Source organism: Vibrio sp. TRT 1302 (genome assembly GCF_050113875.1).
In the GTDB taxonomy this organism is placed as follows: Bacteria; Pseudomonadota; Gammaproteobacteria; order Enterobacterales; family Vibrionaceae; genus Vibrio.
On the sequence record NZ_JBNJOF010000001.1, the window covers coordinates 246,121 to 264,921 of the forward strand.

16 protein-coding genes are annotated in these 18,801 nt (G+C 46.8%); 10 read left to right on the top strand and 6 right to left on the bottom strand.

From position 1 onward, the window contains the following. Window positions 1-26: 26 nt before the first annotated feature. The 4 genes from hutI to hutH all read left to right on the top strand — a co-directional run bounded on the left by hutI (window position 27) and on the right by hutH (window position 5,570). On the top strand, window positions 27-1,244 hold the full coding sequence (gene hutI / locus ACQEXP_RS01085; RefSeq protein ID WP_426967614.1) for an imidazolonepropionase: 1,218 nt from the start codon (window positions 27-29) through the stop codon (window positions 1,242-1,244). Beyond that, window positions 1,237-2,235, top strand: a complete 999-nt coding sequence (gene hutG / locus ACQEXP_RS01090; protein WP_426967616.1) for a formimidoylglutamase — start codon at window positions 1,237-1,239, stop codon at window positions 2,233-2,235. Before hutI ends, hutG begins: the two co-directional genes overlap by 8 nt. Before the next feature lie 90 nt (window positions 2,236-2,325). Beyond that, the gene (gene hutU, locus ACQEXP_RS01095) at window positions 2,326-4,023 is read left to right on the top strand and encodes a urocanate hydratase (RefSeq protein ID WP_426967617.1); all 1,698 of its coding nucleotides are present in this window, start codon (window positions 2,326-2,328) and stop codon (window positions 4,021-4,023) included. An 11-nt stretch (window positions 4,024-4,034) separates the two neighbouring features. Then, complete coding sequence (gene hutH, locus ACQEXP_RS01100) at window positions 4,035-5,570, top strand: histidine ammonia-lyase (protein WP_269376867.1); 1,536 nt, start codon at window positions 4,035-4,037, stop codon at window positions 5,568-5,570. A 75-nt stretch (window positions 5,571-5,645) separates the two neighbouring features. Here hutH and ACQEXP_RS01105 read toward each other — a convergent pair whose 3' ends face one another. Together ACQEXP_RS01105 and ydiJ are read right to left on the bottom strand one after the other, a co-directional pair. Next, on the bottom strand, window positions 5,646-6,107 hold the full coding sequence (locus ACQEXP_RS01105; RefSeq protein WP_426967619.1) for a methyltransferase family protein: 462 nt from the start codon (window positions 6,105-6,107) through the stop codon (window positions 5,646-5,648). Between the two features lie 68 nt (window positions 6,108-6,175). Then, a complete protein-coding gene (gene ydiJ, locus ACQEXP_RS01110) occupies window positions 6,176-9,208 on the bottom strand; it encodes a D-2-hydroxyglutarate dehydrogenase YdiJ (RefSeq protein WP_426967621.1) in 3,033 nt (1,010 codons plus the stop codon). Between the two features lie 206 nt (window positions 9,209-9,414). Between ydiJ and ACQEXP_RS01115 the strand changes: the two genes are divergently transcribed. The 5 genes from ACQEXP_RS01115 to ACQEXP_RS01135 all read left to right on the top strand — a co-directional run bounded on the left by ACQEXP_RS01115 (window position 9,415) and on the right by ACQEXP_RS01135 (window position 13,299). Then, window positions 9,415-10,101: a DUF3334 family protein gene (locus ACQEXP_RS01115; RefSeq protein WP_426967623.1), complete on the top strand. Its 687-nt coding sequence runs from the start codon at window positions 9,415-9,417 to the stop codon at window positions 10,099-10,101. 164 nt (window positions 10,102-10,265) lie between these two features. Continuing rightward, a complete protein-coding gene (locus ACQEXP_RS01120) occupies window positions 10,266-10,949 on the top strand; it encodes a DUF2786 domain-containing protein (RefSeq protein ID WP_269376870.1) in 684 nt (227 codons plus the stop codon). A 146-nt stretch (window positions 10,950-11,095) separates the two neighbouring features. Then, window positions 11,096-11,764, top strand: coding sequence for an OmpA family protein (locus tag ACQEXP_RS01125; RefSeq protein WP_269376871.1), 669 nt, complete (start codon window positions 11,096-11,098; stop codon window positions 11,762-11,764). Window positions 11,765-11,918: 154 nt separating this feature from the next. Continuing rightward, window positions 11,919-12,944 (top strand): tetratricopeptide repeat protein, encoded by a 1,026-nt coding sequence (locus ACQEXP_RS01130; protein ID WP_269376872.1) that lies wholly within the window; start codon window positions 11,919-11,921, stop codon window positions 12,942-12,944. Window positions 12,945-13,113: 169 nt separating this feature from the next. Next, the gene (locus tag ACQEXP_RS01135) at window positions 13,114-13,299 is read left to right on the top strand and encodes a hypothetical protein (RefSeq protein ID WP_269376873.1); all 186 of its coding nucleotides are present in this window, start codon (window positions 13,114-13,116) and stop codon (window positions 13,297-13,299) included. 81 nt (window positions 13,300-13,380) lie between these two features. Here the strand turns inward: ACQEXP_RS01135 and maiA are convergent, their stop codons facing one another. From maiA to hppD, 4 genes are read right to left on the bottom strand one after another with little or no spacing between them, the layout of a single operon-like run. Then, window positions 13,381-14,028 (bottom strand): maleylacetoacetate isomerase, encoded by a 648-nt coding sequence (maiA, locus tag ACQEXP_RS01140; RefSeq protein WP_426967625.1) that lies wholly within the window; start codon window positions 14,026-14,028, stop codon window positions 13,381-13,383. Continuing rightward, window positions 14,021-15,034, bottom strand: coding sequence for a fumarylacetoacetate hydrolase family protein (locus tag ACQEXP_RS01145; RefSeq protein ID WP_426967627.1), 1,014 nt, complete (start codon window positions 15,032-15,034; stop codon window positions 14,021-14,023). The genes maiA and ACQEXP_RS01145 overlap by 8 nt, the downstream gene beginning before the upstream one ends. Before the next feature lie 11 nt (window positions 15,035-15,045). Beyond that, on the bottom strand, window positions 15,046-16,179 hold the full coding sequence (locus ACQEXP_RS01150; RefSeq protein ID WP_426967629.1) for a homogentisate 1,2-dioxygenase: 1,134 nt from the start codon (window positions 16,177-16,179) through the stop codon (window positions 15,046-15,048). After that, complete coding sequence (gene hppD, locus ACQEXP_RS01155; protein WP_269376877.1) at window positions 16,172-17,245, bottom strand: 4-hydroxyphenylpyruvate dioxygenase; 1,074 nt, start codon at window positions 17,243-17,245, stop codon at window positions 16,172-16,174. The genes ACQEXP_RS01150 and hppD overlap by 8 nt, the downstream gene beginning before the upstream one ends. Window positions 17,246-17,685: 440 nt before the next feature. Between hppD and ACQEXP_RS01160 the strand changes: the two genes are divergently transcribed. Then, window positions 17,686-18,792 (top strand): M20/M25/M40 family metallo-hydrolase, encoded by a 1,107-nt coding sequence (locus tag ACQEXP_RS01160; protein ID WP_426967631.1) that lies wholly within the window; start codon window positions 17,686-17,688, stop codon window positions 18,790-18,792. The last annotated feature ends 9 nt before the right edge of the window (window positions 18,793-18,801 follow it).

Here is an 18,801-nt window from a genome sequence, read left to right on the forward strand (position 1 = left end):
ATATACATTTGATTATGAGTATTACTATGAAGTCTTCTGTTGATGAAATCATCTTAACCAACGCTAGAGTGGTCACTATGACTCAGGGGAGCCGTGGCTATGCCGTTTCGCCTCTGAGCAATATTCATATCAAACAAGGCCAAATCCTATCGTTAAGCGAATCGGCTATCTCTCCTGAGATCAATACATATGATTGCGAAGGGAAACTGGTCACGCCGGGATTTATCGACTGTCACACTCATCTTGTGTTTGCTGGTAGCCGTGCAGACGAGTTCGAACAGCGTCTTAAAGGCGTTCCATACCAAGAAATCGCGAAACAAGGTGGTGGTATTCTGTCCACTGTGCGTGCCACCCGCGCAGCGAGTGTTGATCAATTGACGGAGCTGGCATTGCCCCGTTTAGATGGTCTGATTGCTAGCGGCGTGACGTCTGTCGAAGTGAAGTCAGGCTATGGATTGACCATAGAAGACGAAATCAAAATGTTGCGCGCTGCGCGTGCTCTCGAAGCTCACCGCAAAATTCGTGTTTCGACCACATTACTTGCCGCGCATGCCTTGCCGCCTGAATTTAGTGGACGTGCGGACGACTATATCGAGTTCGTGTGCCAAGAGATCATTCCTCAAGTAGCCGAAGAAAAGTTGGCGACGAGTGTAGACGTATTTTGTGAGTCCATTGGGTTCAACCTACAGCAGACTGAACGCGTGTTTGTCACAGCCATTGAACATGGCCTAAAAATCAAAGGCCATACCGAACAACTATCCAATCTTGGTGGTACTGAGTTAACTGCCAAATATGGCGGCCTGTCTGCTGATCACATTGAATTTCTCGACTCGAAAGGTGTCGCCGCGATGGCACAATCAAACACGGTTGCAACCTTACTGCCGGGTGCTTTTTACTTCCTAAAAGAGACCCAGCTACCGCCTATCGAGCTTCTTCGTCAACATAACGTGCCGATGGCGATTGCTACGGATTTGAATCCAGGTACGTCACCTTTTGCAGATTTGACGATGATGATGAATATGGGCTGTACACTATTTGGCCTGACACCAGAAGAAACCTTGCGTGGAGTAACAGCGAATGCTGCTCAAGCGCTGGGCTACGGTGAAAGCAGAGGTCAAATTGCCCCAGGTTTTGATGCGGACTTGTCGATCTGGGATGTTGAACATCCTGCCGAGTTTAGCTATTTCCAAGGCGCACCGAGATTGTCCGCGCGTCTTGTTGCCGGAGAGTTAGATCATGTCTAATCATGTCGTTACCAACCAAGATTTCCATTGGCAAGGTCGCCACGATGCGGAAGATGGAGCACTCGGTAAGCGTGTGCATCATGTGATTAAACAGCTCAGAGTTGATGAGCTCGAACCGTATCACAATGCTGTAAGTTTGTTAGGCTTTTGTAGTGATGCCGGCGTCGCTCGCAATAAAGGCCGTATTGGCGCACGTAAGGCTCCAGATCTCATTCGTCGAGCCCTAGCAAATATGGCATGGCACAAACAGAGTGCCTTAATCGACTTAGGCAATGTCATTTGTGACGACGACTTACTCGAGCAAAGTCAGGCCCAATGTGCTGACATAATCGCCACAGCTTTAAAATCAACGCCTGTGATCACTTTAGGCGGGGGGCACGAAGTCGCGTGGGCTTCATTTCAGGGGCTGGCGAAGTACTTTGAATATCTAAACCCAGCCAAACCACCCAAAATCGGCATCATCAACTTCGACGCTCACTTCGATCTTCGTGCTTTCGAAAGTGAACACGCCGAAGTTAAGCCGAGTTCAGGTACCCCGTTTAATCAAATCCAGCGCTACTGTGCGACTCACGATTGGCCGTTTCATTACGCATGTTTAGGTGTTAGCCGCGCGAGCAACACCGAAGCACTATTTAAACGAGCGGATGAGCTGGATGTGTGGTACGTCGAGGATAAAGATCTGGCTCATTTAAACCACGTCTATCACCTAACTCAGTTACAGCATTTTATCGATAAGTGTGACTACATCTACCTGACCATAGATCTGGATGTCTTCCCTGCGGCGACGGCCCCTGGGGTGAGTGCACCAGCAGCGCGAGGAGTCAGTATCGATATGCTTGCGCCATTTATTGAACGAATTCTGCATTATAAGCAAAAACTGGTCATAGCGGATATTGCCGAATACAACCCAACTTATGATGTCGACAGCCAGACAGCACGTCTAGCGGCTCGACTCTGCTGGGACATAGCAAACGCTTTTTCCGAAAAATAATAACCCATCAGGCAGAGGCTAGCGTTAACGGTGCATAAGCGCCCTAGCCCCCTTTTTGCCTGAATAACGTGAACCACAAGGAGTCTTACCATGACGGAACGCCAAGTAGAAGATAAGCGTCTCGATACGAATAGAACCATTCGCGCGCCACACGGCACGACATTGAGAGCAAAATCTTGGCTAACAGAAGCCCCGCTTCGAATGCTGATGAACAACTTAGATCCAGACGTTGCCGAGCATCCGCATTCTTTAGTCGTGTATGGTGGTATTGGTCGCGCGGCGCGCAACTGGGAGTGTTACGATAAAATCGTTGAAGTGCTTGAACGCCTAGAGGAAGATCAAACTCTAGTCGTTCAATCAGGCAAACCTGTCGGCGTGTTCCCGACTCATAAAAATGCGCCACGCGTGTTAATCGCTAACTCAAACTTAGTGCCTCATTGGGCGAACTGGGAACATTTTAACGAGCTAGATAAACAAGGTCTGATGATGTACGGTCAGATGACCGCTGGCAGCTGGATCTACATCGGTTCACAAGGCATTGTTCAAGGTACTTATGAGACTTTTGTCGCCGTTGCTAAAAAACACTTTGACGGTAACGCAAACGGTCGCTGGGTTCTGACTGGTGGTCTTGGCGGTATGGGTGGTGCTCAACCGCTAGCGGCGACTATGGCAGGTTTCTCAATGATTGCCGTGGAATGCGACGAGTCACGTATCGACTACCGTCTGCGTACTGGTTACGTTGATAAAAAAGCAACAAGTCTGGATGAAGCGCTTGCTATCATCTATGAGTCGGATACCCCTGTATCAGTCGGCCTACTAGGCAACGCTGCCGACATCTTCCCTGAGTTGGTGGAACGTAATATCACACCAGATGTTGTTACTGACCAAACCTCTGCTCACGATCCATTGAATGGCTACTTACCGATTGGTTGGTCTATGGAACATGCTGCTGAAATGCGTCTAAAAGATGAAGCCGCAGTGGTCAACGCAGCCAAAGAATCAATGGCGATTCAAGTTAAAGCCATGTTGACGCTTCAAGAACGCGGCGCAGCAACACTCGACTACGGGAACAATATCCGCCAAATGGCATTGGAAAATGGTGTAGAGAATGCCTTTGATTTCCCTGGTTTCGTACCGGCATACATTCGCCCTCTATTCTGTGAAGGTATTGGTCCTTTCCGTTGGGCAGCACTTTCTGGTGACCCTGAAGATATCTACAAAACAGATCAAAAAGTAAAAGAGTTGATCCCAGATAATCCTCATCTTCACAACTGGCTCGATATGGCGAGAGAACGTATTCAGTTCCAAGGTCTTCCTGCGCGAATTTGTTGGGTAGGTCTGAAAGATCGAGAGCGTCTAGGTCAAGCATTCAACGAAATGGTTAAGAATGGCGAGCTTAAAGCCCCTATCGTCATTGGCCGCGACCATCTAGACTCTGGTTCAGTAGCGAGTCCGAACCGTGAAACAGAAGGCATGATGGACGGTTCAGACGCCGTATCGGATTGGCCACTGCTTAACGCTCTGCTGAACACTGCAGGGGGAGCAACTTGGGTTTCACTTCACCACGGTGGTGGGGTTGGTATGGGCTTCTCTCAACACTCAGGTATGGTGATCTGTTGTGACGGCAGTCAGGACGCATCAGAGCGTATCGCACGCGTATTGCACAACGACCCTGCAACGGGCGTAATGCGCCACGCAGACGCGGGTTACGAGATTGCAAAACAATGTGCCGCAGATCAAGGGCTTGATTTGCCAATGCTTAACGAAGAACTAAAGAAGCTTAAATAAGGATGATGAAGATGTTGAATCTAACGCTTAAGCCGGGACAACTTAGCCTACCAGTGCTACGTAAAATCAGCCGTTCACCAATCAACCTGACTCTTGACCCAGAGGCAATCCCTGCCATAGACGAGAGTACCAAAGTGGTAGAACAGGTGATTGCGGAAGATCGCACTGTTTACGGTATCAATACAGGTTTTGGCCTACTGGCGAACACACGCATCGCTCCGGAAGACTTGGAAACACTACAAAAAAGTATCGTGCTTTCACATGCCGCTGGCATCGGTGAGTTTATGTCTGACGAAACCGTTCGTTTGATGATGGTTCTTAAGATCAACAGCCTTTCACGTGGCTACTCGGGTATCCGCCTAAAAGTTATTCAGGCATTGATCGATTTGGTCAACTCTCAAGTCTATCCATGTGTGCCGCAAAAAGGCTCGGTTGGCGCTTCTGGTGACCTTGCTCCCCTTGCACACATGAGCACCGTCTTGTTGGGTGAAGGGCAAGCTCGTCACAACGGCAAAATCATCTCTGGTATCGAAGCATTGAAAATTGCAGGTCTAGAGCCGATTACGCTTGCACCGAAAGAAGGTCTTGCCCTGCTCAACGGCACTCAGGCATCAACAGCCTTTGCGCTTGAAGGTCTATTTGCGGCAGAAGACCTTTTCGCCTCAGCAACTGTGTGCGGTGCTATGTCTGTTGAAGCGGCACTCGGCAGCCGTCGTCCATTTGATCCACGAATCCACCGCGTACGTGGTCATCGTGGTCAGATGGATGCAGCAACCGCATACCGCCATCTGCTTGACAATACGAGTGAGATAGGTGAATCGCATACTTGCTGCGAAAAGGTACAAGATCCTTACTCACTACGTTGTCAGCCACAAGTTATGGGCGCATGTTTACAGCAGATCCGTAATTCAGCAGATATTCTTCAGACTGAGGCGAACTCTGTATCGGATAACCCGTTGGTATTCGCAGATGATGGTGACATTATTTCGGGTGGTAACTTCCACGCAGAGCCTGTCGCGATGGCAGCCGATAACCTCGCTCTAGCGATTGCAGAAATCGGCAGCCTATCTGAGCGTCGCATGGCGCTGCTCATCGACAGTGCGTTGAGTAAACTGCCACCATTCCTTGTTGACAATGGCGGGGTTAACTCTGGTTTTATGATCGCTCAAGTAACTTCTGCGGCGCTTGCTAGCGAAAACAAAACCTTGGCTCACCCTGCTTCAGTAGACAGTTTGCCGACATCAGCAAACCAAGAAGACCATGTTTCGATGGCGACATTTGCTGGTCGTCGACTACGCGATATGGCCGAAAATACACGTGGTATCTTAGCGGTTGAATACTTATCGGCTGCGCAAGGATTAGATTTCCGCGCACCAAACAAATCATCAGCGAGAATTGAAGAGGCGAAACAGATCCTACGTGAGAAAGTTAGCTTCTACGATAAAGATCGCTACTTCGCTCCAGATATTGAAGCGGCAAACACACTGCTTATGATGGCGGTTCACAATCACCTAATGCCAGAAGCGATTCTACCAAGTATTGCTTAAGGACTTAGGGTAAAAATAAAGCCCCTACTTGTTGTATAAGTAGGGGCTTTTATCGTTTTTAGGGTAAACAAACCTTTATATCCAACGCCTTACTCGTTGCTTGTAGTCCAGATACTGTGAACCAAACAGTGCTTCTAGCGCTCTCTCTTCGGGCAAGATTTGAAAGCGATTCATGTACACAATAAAGCCGAAGCTAAACACGATCGCGAGCAGATTTTGTTGCCAATATGCATAACCAAACAACAGGACAAACAACCCTAAATACATTGGGTTGCGCGTATAAGAATAAATCCCAGAGTCCACAACCGTCGATGCATCGTCGACCTTTATCGGATTGACGGTTGTCTGAGCACGGCGAAACTCGTAAATGCCCGCTAAACCAACAAACCCAGCCGCGAAAAAGCAGAGAGCAAACAGCAAGCCACCGAGTGGAAGGTTTACCTGAAAAGTGAGAAATTCATGACTCAACTGGTTAATCGCGACAATAAACAGTACAAACAGTGCGACAGGTGGAATTTTACGTTCCAATTTGTCCATGGAATCTCCCTAGAGGTATGATCGTATAGAATAAAAATAGCTCAGCGTTTGGTGCTGAGCTATTCGATTTAAACAATCTGCAACAGAGCTTGCAAAGGGTGCTGCGTTTTGACCTGTTCAAATCGCTTAACCTGACTGCGGCATGAGTAACCCGTGATCAGACAGCGATCTTTTGGTAAATCCTGCAAGCGAGGCTTCCAACTCAACCCATAGATATCCTTCGACATTTGCAGCTTGTCGACCTCATGCCCGAACGTTCCAGCCATACCACAACATCCAACCGCCACGGTGTTTAACTTAGCGCCAAAGTGAGCAAAAATCGCCCCCCACTCTTTTTCAGCGTTAGGCATTTTTGTCTTTTCAGTACAATGAGCAAACAGATACCACGGCTGCTCTTCACTCGCCGGACGTTGTTCAAATTCAACCAGTTTTGGTTCCAACCATTCGTGAACAGTCAGTACTTGGAAATCACCTCGCTGATCACCCAACACTTCCTGATATTCATCTCGATAGCAAAGCACCAACGCCGGATCGACACCCACGAGTGGTACGCCAACATCCGCCACTTGCTGAAGAAACGCAGCGGTGCTCGAAGCACTCTGAGCGAAACGTTTAAGGAAACCTTTAACGTGCTGTGCTTTACCATTTGGTTTAAACGGTAATAGCACTGGTGTCTTACCCAGCTTCGCGACCAATGAAGCAAAATCTTCGACCACTTGCGCGTCGTAATAACTGGTAAATGGGTCTTGAACGATAACAACGTGGTTTGCTTTATCCTCTTTGGACATCGCGGCAAGTTGTTGAAGGTCAAAAGCTTTGAGTGCCGATGTGCGCTGCGCCAAAGTAGGAACAGACAAGAGTGGCGAGTCAACATAGCCTACCGATTTAGCAGTTAAATCTTGAACCCACTGCTGTTTCAGCGCGCCATTGACGAGCTTTGGCGCTTTAGCCAAAACTGGCAACATGGTTTCGATGTTCGCAACTAGGTAATCCTTCACTGGACGCTGGTAACGAGAGTAGTAAATGTTGAGGAAGCGTGAGCGGAAGCTAGGTACATCAACCTTGATCGGGCATTGACTCGCACACGCTTTACACGCGAGACAACCATTCATCGCTTCATAAACTTCATGAGAGAAATCATACTCATGACGCTTATTGAGGGTGTTGCGTACCCTTTCAATCATCGTCTTGATGGTTGAGTTATCTTCTAGGGTCTGCTTTTCGAGATCAAGAATATCAACCCCTTGCTCTGTTAGCTGTCGCAACCACTCTCGTACCATTCCCGCACGACCTTTTGGTGAATGGCGACGATCCGCGGTCACTTTCATCGAAGGACACATCGGCGATGAGGTATCGTAATTGAAGCATAACCCGTTACCGTTACATTCCATCGCTTGCTTGAAGCTATCGCGTACCTCTACGTCGATCTGGCGATCGAAGTAACCACGCTTAACATCCGTCACCTTAACCAGCTCTTCATTGCTATCAATCGGTGTACAAATTTTGCCCGGGTTCATCTTGTTGTGTGGGTCAAAAGCCGCTTTGACACGGCGTAGCTCAGTAAACAATTCTTCGCCGAAGAATTCTGGTCCGTATTCAGAGCGATAACCTTTACCGTGTTCACCCCACATCAAACCACCATACTTAGCCACCAGCTTGACGACTTCGTCAGAGACTTGATGCATCAATGCTTCTTGCTTCGGATCGCACAAATCCAGCGCAGGTCGAACGTGCAACACACCGGCGTCAACGTGACCAAACATGCCGTAATTCAGGGACTTGGCATCCAGCAATTCACGAAACTCAACGATAAAGTCCGCAAGATTTTCTGGTGGCACACAGGTATCCTCAGCAAAGGCGACCGGTTTTGCTCTTCCTTTCGCCGCACCAAGTAAGCCAACTGCTTTTTTACGCATGTTGTAGATACGGCCAATACTCGCCACATCATCACACACTTGATAGCCAATAATGCCCGCGTCTTCATTCACAAGCATGTCATCGAGTCGTTGACATAAGGCCTTCACCTGCTGCTCAACTTCCTCAACATCTTGCCCTGCGAACTCAACCATGTTTATGCCCTGCATGTCTTTGCCAGGAACATCCGTCAATAGATCACTAACTGTATGCCAAACAATGTCTTGTTTAGCCAGGTTAAGAACTCGCGAGTCAACCGTTTCAACCGAAAGCGCCTTTGCTTCCACCATAAATGGTGCGTTACGTAATGCAGAATCAAAACTGCTGTACTTGATGTTGACTAGAGTGCGAGCTTTCGGAATTGGCGTTAAGTTAAGTTTCGCTTCAGTGATGAAGGCTAATGAACCTTCTGCACCACATAACACACGAGTAAAGTTGAATTGATCCGTCTCGGTATCTAACGCATTTTTCAGGTCATAACCTGTTAGAAAACGGTTGAGTGGTGGAAACTTCTCTTCGATCTGTTGGCGTTTTTCACGACAAATTCGCTCCGTCGTGTTGTAAGCTTCGTAGGCATACTCACCTTCTGTAGGCATACCATGTGACAGATCCGACTCCAAACATGAACCGTCTGCAAATACGGCTTGCACAGACAATACATGATCCGACGTTTTGCCGTATTTAAGGGAACCCTGACCCGAAGCGTCGGTGTTAATCATACCGCCTAGCGTCGCTCGGTTACTGGTTGATAAGTCTGGAGAGAAAAAGTATCCATAAGGACGTACAGCATCATTCAGTTGGTCTTTAACAACACCTGTTTGTACGCGAACCCAGCCTTCCGCTTCGTTAATCTCCAGTACCTTATTCATATGGCGAGACAAATCCACCACAATCCCCTTCGTCAAGGATTGACCATTGGTGCCTGTACCACCACCACGCGGAGAAAAGGTGACCCGTTCATACTGAGACTGAGTGGCTAACTTACCAATTAACGCAACGTCTTGAGTTGTTTTAGGATGAACAACTGCCTGAGGTAACTGCTGATAAACACTGTTATCGGTAGATACGGCTAGTCGGCTTGAATACTGGCATTCAATATCGCCACTAAAACCATTCGCTTTGAGTTGTTCGAGAAAGGTGAGTACGATCGGATCCACATCCGATTGAGAATCTAATCTTGGTAACATTTGCTTCCTGCCCCCCTACGACGCCGATCCTATCAGCACTGGGTTCGCTAAAGTGTAAAAAACTATTATTTGAATCAGGTCACTTTACAACATTTAAAAGGGTGATCAAAACAGAAATGCAGTGTCAGAATGGAAGTTATCGCATTTTTTTCCCACACTTATAAATAATTGATCCAATTTAAAGTGTTTCTATGAGCGAATCATCCATGAAAAAAAATAAAATCGTCACCACCGAAGACATTCTATTAAAGTTATGTCAGTCCGTTTCAGGTGTTCTAACTTCTGCAACGAGCTCCAATGTTACTTACTCCGCAATGGTGCAGAAAATTACCAAAACCAGCCTCAAACCTGACTTTGGCTGTTTTGTACTGTTTGACGGAGGATTCTCAGGGTTAGTCGTGATTAACTTCACTGCAAAAGCGGCACTCGAAGTCTACACAAACTATATGCGAAACATGGGAATGCCCGACGAAGAACTTGCTGTGCTGCATACGTCAGATGAAGTAGCAGATGTTCTGGGTGAATTGATGAACCAACTGGTTGGTCACTTTACCAACCAAGTGCGCAAAGACCTGCAAACACACATTACTCAAAACCAGCCGAAGATGCTCTCTTTAAACAAGCAAGTGAATTTGTCTGTCGATACCAATCTTGATCGCCCACAAGCACGCCGTGTTACCTTCTCAACTGAGCAGGGCAACATTTTTTACTTAGAGTTGGCAATGGACAAAACTGAGTTCATTCAACTTGAAGAATTTGACGTAGCTGAGGATGAATGTCCAGATACGATCCTAGAACAAACACAGCTTAAGATGAAAGCGAGTCAAGAGAACAAAGCGGCTTCTAATCAATCAAGCAATGCGAATGACTTACTCGATGAACTAGGAATCTAAGTTCACAACATCACTCCGATCCAATTCAACCACGCCCTGAATCCCGGAGGCGTGGTTGCACATCCCCCACCTCACAACGTTTATAACTACAACGTATTTCCGTTTTTATTCAGAAAACGTTAAAATGTTCGACTTTTCTAAATGAGTGAAACGTAAAGCGGTCGATGGATAAGCAAAAAGCCCTCAAAAAAATTGCCAAATGTTTAGAGCTTGGTAACTCTGCCAACGTCAACGAAGCAGCCAATGCGATCAAGATGGCTCATCGTCTGATGCTCAAATATGGCCTCGATAAAGACGATATCGAGTTTATTAAAATGGGCAAAACACAATCGACCCACTTACTTCCAGCCAGTGTCGCTTCAAACTTGTTACGCATCATTCGTGGCATCAACACTAAGTTTGGCGTCGAAGCAGTACTGCTTAACCATAAAGGCCTCAAACGTGTAGAGTTTATCGGTGAAGCTGACCGCGCTATCTTTGCTGCCTTCGCGTTTGATATTATTTATCGAGAGATGAACGAACAAACTGGCCGCTTCCGCAATGGTTTTGCAGGAACAGGGACACCCGCCAGTGAAGTCACTCGCCGAGTTAACTCATTCCTATCAGGTTGGGTTGAAGGCGCACTGGAAAAGCTTCCTATCATTAGCCCAGATGAAGAGTCTGCAAAGAAGATCGATGACTATATTGATAAAGAGTTTAAAAACATCGATCGAGAGACCTTTAAACAGCAACTTAGGGAAGCGATGAAAAACCTTACTGAAGATTACGAAGTCGGTCTTAAGAAAGGTCGCACGGTGTCAGTCAATCGTCCAATCAACGGAGCACAAGCGCCGAAAATGCTCAGATAGAGTAATCTTCGTTCAGCTATCGTTAATCTTCAGTCAATTAATCTCGATATAATTGACATAATAAATGGCATCAGGTTTATTCACTGTCATCCAAAAAACCAGACACAAGTCTGGTTCAAAATATAATGATACACGGAGATGTTATCGTGAAAAAAATCACGCTTGCTCTAGCAGTAGCTATCGCACTTTCTGGCTGTCAGGCAACTCAACGCCAAAATGCCACTACCGGTGAATCAGAGACTAACTCTGCGACCAAAGGGGCATTGATTGGTGCCATCGCAGGCGCAGCAGTTGGTCTTGCGACCGGCGATGATGCAAAAGAACGTCGTAAACATGCGCTAATTGGCGCTGCGGGTGGTGCAGCGGTTGGTGGTGGTGTGGGCTACTACTTCGACCAGCAAGAAGCCGCACTACGCAAACAGCTTCTCAATTCTGGTGTTCAAGTTGAACGTGTTGGTGAAAACCAACTTCTGCTTCGCCTTGAAAACGGCATCGGCTTCCAGTCTAGCTCTTACCAACTAGACCCAAGCATCCACAACACGCTACGCGGCGTTGCGCAAATTCTGGTTGAATACCCAGATACAAGCCTAGTCATTGACGGCCATACGGACAGCACAGGTAGTGACACTACAAACCAAGTTCTGTCTGAACGTCGCGCTGAATCTGTTCGCTCTTACCTAGTATCTCAAGGTGTTGCTGCGGGTCGTGCAATCGCACGTGGTAATGGTGAGCGCTACCCTCTGTGTTCGAATAGCACTGCGGAAGGCCGAGCTTGTAACCGCCGTGTAGAGATCCAGATCCTACCTCTTAAGTAATCTGCATTTCTCAACGTGATAATTACTATTGGCTTCTCCGGAAGCCAATTTTATATCCATCACCTCAAATATGTTCAATTGTTATCAATTTTTACTGAGTAATTGATATACTTAGCAAATACTGCCCGCTTGCCAATTGTGTCCAGAGGTTAATTTGCGCATCCTTCCCCTTCTATTGCTAGCATTGTCCGCCTTTAGCTATGCCCAAACGGTAGAAGAGCTGATCAAAAGTGCGCAAAACAACAATGTCCACGCTCAGCTTGAGCTGGCTGAGATGTATAGCCAAGGTAATGGTATCGAACGCTCAGACTCAGAGGCATTTTATTGGTATCAGCAAGCGGGAGAAAGTGGCAACTCATCTGCTGCGATTCATCTAGGGCGTGCTTACCTTAACGGCGTTGGAACGAATCCCGATGTTGAAAAGGCGATTTTTTGGTTAAATAAAGCCGCGTTTGAGGGAGATCCCCAAGCGCCTCGTCTTCTCGGTGAGCTATACGAAAACTTGGAGCTGCCACCCAATAATTTGGACCTCGCTGAGATCTGGTATCTCGAAGCCGCTAAGAACGATCCCAACGCAGAAAACGCCTATGCTCGTATTCTAGAAGAGCAGTTTAATGCCCGCCGAGCGAAACAAGTGGCCGCTATTGATCAGCTTGAAGTTGCATTTGATCACCAAGAAATCGAATTGAGTCCAACAGCAAAGTCCGTATCGCAAAGCCAACAGGCGGGGAACAGTCTGGTATATGCCCTATCCGCATTGCTATTGGTGAGTCTCACTCTTGTCGGCTGGTTATGGCGAAAGAACCAAACCCTCAGAAAAGCCACCAATACCAGCGAGTCAGACACGCAACGACAGCAGCTCAAACTTGAACGAGAGCTAAAGCGCAAAGAAGAGATTCTCAAGCAGCAAAAACGACAAATGGAAGTCATGTATCGCCATATCAAAAAGCAGCAAGAAAATACCAAGCCGGCAGTCACAGAGAGTCACAGTGAGAAGCCCTTAACGCTAGCGTGTGCCCTTTTTGGCTTTAACCCAAGCAAGATACCCGCTGAAAAAGAGATCAAGTTAAGATACAAGCAACTCTGTAAAATCTACCACCCAGATTTGAAAGGCAGTGAAGAAGAAATGAAGCGTTTGAATCAAGCGTTGAAAATAATTCTTTCAAGTGTTAATAAATAGTTACATTTCAATTTAAAAATCTTTCACTTACCTTCGCAGCGTTTAAAACACAAGGCTGCGCAATCGATCACCTTCCCAATACACGTAACAAATGCTTAACTAAACCACGTAGTTTGTGTCATACTCCACCGCGAAAATAGCACCTAAAAAATTAAGGTGGGGAGAGTATATGTTTACTATTGAAGGCGTGTGCGACTGGTGTAAGAAACCAAACATGCTAACCAAACATGATTACGTCGACGGAAAATGTCACCATTCATGTAAAGAGTGCAATGACCTAGCGACTCTTGATGTTCGTCAGTTTAACATTGAAGAGTTACAACACAGAGAGCGACAACTTAGCGCTCTACGCTAATCAGCATTGTGTCTCCAGCGATGTAAATAAGCCACCGAATGACGGTGGCTTTTGTATTTTTAGTCCCTAAGTAACTGACGGCTAACTTGCATCCGGTTGTAACTCAGGAGCGGCTTGTTCAAACGCCGCCAGCTTGTTAAGTGACGCTGTCACCTGGGTGATATTCGGATACGCCGAGAGATCAACCTTAAACCGCTTTGCATTGTAAACCTGTGGAACGAGACAGACATCAACCAAGGAAACATCGTCTCCGACACAGTAGCGTCCGCGTGTCAGTTTTAGCCTCTGCTCTAGAGCATCAAACCCTTTCATTATCCAATGGGCATACCATGATGCTTTCTCTTCGTCTGTGACGTTAAGTGTTTCAGAAAGATACTGTAAAACGCGCAAGTTATTGAGCGGATGGACATCAATCGCAATATCATGAGCCATCGCCTTAACCTGATAACGTAATGCTCTGTCCGTTGGCGTCAACAACACTTCCGGATAGGTCTCATCGAGATAGTCGATAATTGCTAGGGACTGATTAAGCCGCATCTCACCATCGATAAAAACGGGTACCAATTGATTGGGGTTGAGACGTTTAAAATCGGTCGAGTGCTGCTCTCCACCATTTTTAATCAAATGAATGGATCGCTGCTGATAGTCGAGCCCCTTTAGATTGAGGGCAATTCGAACTCGATAGGCGGCAGATGAGCGCCAGTAACCATATAAAATACGATCACTCATACTTAACCACTTGTTGGTCAATTGCGCCAAAAATCGACTGCCCATTGTTATCAAGCATTTCTATTTTGATACGGTCACCAAACTGCATGAACCCAGTAGAAGGTGAACCATCACGAATCGTCTCTATCATCCGCACTTCTGCAATGCACGAGTAACCCACGCCACCTTCGGCAATGGCGGTACCATGTTCTGTCCCCTGTTTGTTTGACACCGTCCCCGAACCGATAATCGCACCCGCAGACAGTGGACGACTCATCGCCGCATGCGCAATGAGCTGTGGAAACTCAAATGTCATATCCACACCAGCGTTAGGGCAGCCAAACGGCTCATTGTTGTAGAAACTTAGTAGCGGCAGATTGACCTTGCCACCATCCCAGTCACTGCCCAATTCATCAGGCGTGACCGCAACCGGAGAAAAAACAGATGAAGGTTTAGATTGGAAGAAACCAAATCCTTTTGCTAACTCATTTGGAATCAAACCGCGCAATGAAACATCATTGACGAGCATGACAAGTTTGATTGACTGAGCAGCCTCTTCAACACTGACTCCCATTGGTACATCACCAGTGATAACGGCAACCTCACCTTCAAAATCGATGCCCCATGCTTCATCAACCACCGGAATATCATCACACGGGCCAATAAAGGCATCCGACCCACCTTGATACATTAAAGGATCGGTCCAGAAACTTGGCGGCATTTCCGCACCACGCGCTTTACGCACCAATTCAACATGATTTACATAAGCTGAGCCATCAGCCCACTGGTAGGCTCTTGGTAACGGTGATTCGCACTGCAGAGTCGAGAAAACCATTTCGTTGGTCAATTCGCCGTTATTCAATGCGATGTACATTTCATTTAACTGTGGCTCAACACGCTGCCAGTCATCCAGCGCTTGCTGCATTGTCTGTGCGATTTCTGGCACCGCGACACAATGAGTGAGTGATTTGTTCACAACAACCAATAAGCCATCTCGGCTGCCATTTTTTAGGCTTGCTAACTTCATTCTATTTGCCCTTATTTTTGTTCTTTCCAGCTATCGATATACTGTTCGTTTTCAACCTGACGTGCGTGCTCGCTAAACTCAAGTGCATGACGGGTATCGATCATCACTGCCACTTCATCGGTGAATTTCTTCTTATACTCCTGCCCTGCTTTAAAGGCCTTGGGATGTGGGCCGTGAGCAAATCCAGCGGGATGGAAGGTCACCATTCCCGCCTCAATGTTGTCACGACTAAAGAAATCCCCTGCGTGGTAGAACAGCACTTCATCGTAATCATCATTGTTGTGGTAAAACGGCACCTTTAACGCCCCAGGATCACTTTCAATAGGTCTTGGTACAAATGTGCAAATAACGAATCCTTGGCCCACAAATGTCGTATGCGCTGACGGTGGCAAATGATAACGGTGCGACATAAGCGGCCTGATATCACGCCAGTTCACTCGGACCACAGAAAGGTCACCATGCCAGCCAATCGCATCTAGCGGATTAAACGGATAAGTGACGACACTCACCTGTTCATGACGTTTAATATGAACTTGTGTTGACTGTTCTGAATACTGATCTTTAAAGGCCTGATCAATTTTCGGAACGTCGAGCACTGCTGGGTCAAAAACAGCGTGATTACCAACCATGCCTTTTTCAGGCAACGTATAAGCGGCATCCGTGTTTTCAATCATCAGAATGAACATCGGCTCATGGGGTTCAAGGCGCCAAGTGGTCGAGCGAGGGATCATCACGTAATCCCCTTCAACCACTTCAAGGTGTCCATAGTCACAAAACAGATCGGCTTTGCCCTGATGAATGAACAAGAGTTCATCGCCGTCTGCGTTGCGCGCTAGGTGTTCCATCGCACTATCGATCTTCCAGATACGAACCTTACAGTTAGCGTTATGCAGAAGGTGAGGCACCGACCATGGAGAGTTCTGAATCGCAGCTTCCACTTGGTTGAAATTGAACGCACGAGGTTTTAGCTCACCCTGCCAATCACTCCAGCCTGTAGGGGCATGCTGGTGATGGAAGTGAGCGGCTGGGCCAAAGAAACCACTGCGGCCCGCTTCACGTTCATAAATCGCTTGTTCCGGGAAGTCAGCGTGCGCCTGCTTGGAGCACACTCCCTCCCGATGAGGGAATGTTATCCATTTATGCATCGTTTAGTACTCCGCGACGAATTTGATCTTCTTCAATCGATTCAAACAAGGCTTTGAAGTTACCTTCACCAAAGCCTTCATTACCTTTACGCTGAATAATTTCAAAGAACACCGGACCAATAACCGTCTGGGTGAATATTTGAAGCAAAATACCATCCTTCATTGGCGCACCATCGATGAGAATCCGCAGATCACGTAACTTCTCGACGTCTTCACTGTGACCTTCCACACGACCATCGATCTTTTCATAGTAGGTGTCAGGTGTCGGCATAAACTCCATGCCACGATCACGAAGTGTCTGTACCGTTTGATAGATGTTATCCGTCGTTAGGGCGATATGTTGAATACCTTCACCGTTGTATTCACGGATAAACTCTTCTATTTGTGATTTGTCGTCAGAGGATTCGTTGATTGGAATACGGATCTTGCCACAAGGCGCGGTCATCGCACGGCTGACAAGGCCAGTCAGCTTGCCTTCGATATCAAAGTAGCGGATTTCTCTGAAGTTACCGATACGCTCGTAAAATCCAGACCACAGATCCATATTGCCTTGCTTAACGTTATGGGTCAGGTGGTCGATCTCGAACAAGCCGACATCCATCTTTTCTAAACGTTGCTTGGCATCGTCATAAAAACGGAAATCGACTTCGTAAATACTGCCATCTTGGTAGCGATCAACAAAGTAAAGCAGACTCTCACCAATACCATAAATCGCTGGAATGCTAAGTTCCATTGGACCGATCTCAGTGATGTACTCTTTCGCACCATTGTCTAGCGCTTGTCTCATCGCAACCGAAGAATCTTTCACTCGGAAGGCCATGCCACAAACTGAAGGACCATGTACCTTAGCAAACGCATGAGCTTGACTGTGTGGCTGAGCATTTACGATAAAGTTCACGTCACCTTGACGGTAGAGCCAAGCCTCTTTAGAACGGTGTTTTGCGACTTCTGCAAACCCAAGTGAGTTAAACAACTGCTTTAGGTCTTGAATACCTTTCTCATCTGCCGCTGTGTATTCGACAAACTCAAAACCATCAGTGCCTAATGGGTTGTACGCTTCGTTCATTTGATGTCCCTCGTTTAATAGTAACTACCATGTATCTATCAATAAATTGGCTTATCACGAGGAAAAAATGAACCTTTGCACGTAATTTCAAGGTTACGCAAATGTAATCAAAAACTGTAAAAGACGAATTTTGAAAACGACATTAACCTTTAAAACCAATAACTTAAAACAACTTTACATAGTAACATTTATTTTACATTTGAAGCATCGACTGCTGTAACGAGGAATTTTTCAGCTTTGCCCACATCGACATCTGAACCCAAGAGTGCGTGCCATTAGTGTTTGATAAAACGAGCAAATAATCACCTAAACATGTATAAGCTCAACAGATACCTGACAATAAAAAGCAAGTTAGACTCACCGATAGATTGACGTAGCGCAGTTTGCGACGCGGCTGAGCAAGATATGGTAGTCCCCTCTGTTCCTAACGAGGTATAACAATGACTCAAATTAATCGTGAACGTCTGGTCGAACACTTTATTCAACTTGTCAAAATTGACAGTGAATCTCGCAACGAAAAGCAAATTGCTGAAACGCTAGCAGAGCAGCTTGGCGAGCTTGGCTTTACCGTACATAAGTTACCTGTCCCGCAAGATGTCTCTAATGGCTTTAACGTCTACGCTCGCTTGGAAGGTGAACTTACCGACAGCGTCGTACTTAGTTGTCACATGGATACCGTAACCCCAGGAATTGGTATTGAGCCTATCATCGAAAATGGCATCATCCGCTCTAAGGGGAATACCATCCTTGGCGGTGATGATAAGTCGGGTATCGCAGCGATCATGGAAGCAGTTCGTTGTATTCAAGCGGCTAACCAAGCTCACAAGACCATCGAGATAGCTTTCACTGTTCATGAAGAAGGCGGACTATTTGGCTCTCAGCACTTTGACATGTCTTACATCCAGTCAGACAAAGCGATCGTACTCGATACAGGGGGTCCGATTGGCACCATAGTCAATGCCGCTCCGGGTCAGCAAAAAATTGTCGCCAACTTTATCGGTCGTCCTGCACACGCCGGTTTAGCGCCAGAAGAAGGCATTAGCGCAATTCAAGTCGCAGCAGATGCTATCACTCAAATGAAGCTACTGCGCATCGATCACGAAACAACGGCCAATATCGGGATTGTACAAGGCGGTAATGCAACCAACATCGTTATGCCTTCTCTCAAGGTGGTCGCAGAAGCGCGATCACTAAATGATGAAAAACTCTCCCAGCAAGTATCGCATATGATTGAGACGTTTCAGGCAGCGGCGGATAAGCATGGTGCTCAAGTTGAGATTGATTCAACTCGCGCATACAACGCATTTGTCATTGCTGATGACCACCCTCATATCGAAGCGGTTAAAGCATCATTTGAGGCGATTGGTGCTAAGCCTTACACCAAAGGAACTGGCGGGGGCAGTGACGCAAATAACTTCAATGCGAAAGGATTAACCACTGTAAATATCTCAACAGGTATGGCAAAAGTACATACCACAGAAGAGTTTATCGCCGTTGACGATATGGTCAAAGTGAGTGAGTTTGTTCAACACTACCTGACACACTAACCGTAAAAA

Bases quoted from the DNA above. Each gene is read 5' to 3' on its own strand.
- hutI (WP_426967614.1), top strand. From the start codon at position 27: ATGAAGTCTTCTGTTGATGAAATCATCTTAACCAACGCTAGAGTGGTC.
- hutG (WP_426967616.1), top strand. From the start codon at position 1,237: ATGTCTAATCATGTCGTTACCAACCAAGATTTCCATTGGCAAGGTCGC.
- hutU (WP_426967617.1), top strand. From the start codon at position 2,326: ATGACGGAACGCCAAGTAGAAGATAAGCGTCTCGATACGAATAGAACC.
- hutH (WP_269376867.1), top strand. From the start codon at position 4,035: ATGTTGAATCTAACGCTTAAGCCGGGACAACTTAGCCTACCAGTGCTA.
- ACQEXP_RS01105 (WP_426967619.1), bottom strand. From the start codon at position 6,107: ATGGACAAATTGGAACGTAAAATTCCACCTGTCGCACTGTTTGTACTG.
- ydiJ (WP_426967621.1), bottom strand. From the start codon at position 9,208: ATGTTACCAAGATTAGATTCTCAATCGGATGTGGATCCGATCGTACTC.
- ACQEXP_RS01115 (WP_426967623.1), top strand. From the start codon at position 9,415: ATGAAAAAAAATAAAATCGTCACCACCGAAGACATTCTATTAAAGTTA.
- ACQEXP_RS01120 (WP_269376870.1), top strand. From the start codon at position 10,266: ATGGATAAGCAAAAAGCCCTCAAAAAAATTGCCAAATGTTTAGAGCTT.
- ACQEXP_RS01135 (WP_269376873.1), top strand. From the start codon at position 13,114: ATGTTTACTATTGAAGGCGTGTGCGACTGGTGTAAGAAACCAAACATG.
- maiA (WP_426967625.1), bottom strand. From the start codon at position 14,028: ATGAGTGATCGTATTTTATATGGTTACTGGCGCTCATCTGCCGCCTAT.
- ACQEXP_RS01145 (WP_426967627.1), bottom strand. From the start codon at position 15,034: ATGAAGTTAGCAAGCCTAAAAAATGGCAGCCGAGATGGCTTATTGGTT.
- ACQEXP_RS01150 (WP_426967629.1), bottom strand. From the start codon at position 16,179: ATGCATAAATGGATAACATTCCCTCATCGGGAGGGAGTGTGCTCCAAG.
- hppD (WP_269376877.1), bottom strand. From the start codon at position 17,245: ATGAACGAAGCGTACAACCCATTAGGCACTGATGGTTTTGAGTTTGTC.
- ACQEXP_RS01160 (WP_426967631.1), top strand. From the start codon at position 17,686: ATGACTCAAATTAATCGTGAACGTCTGGTCGAACACTTTATTCAACTT.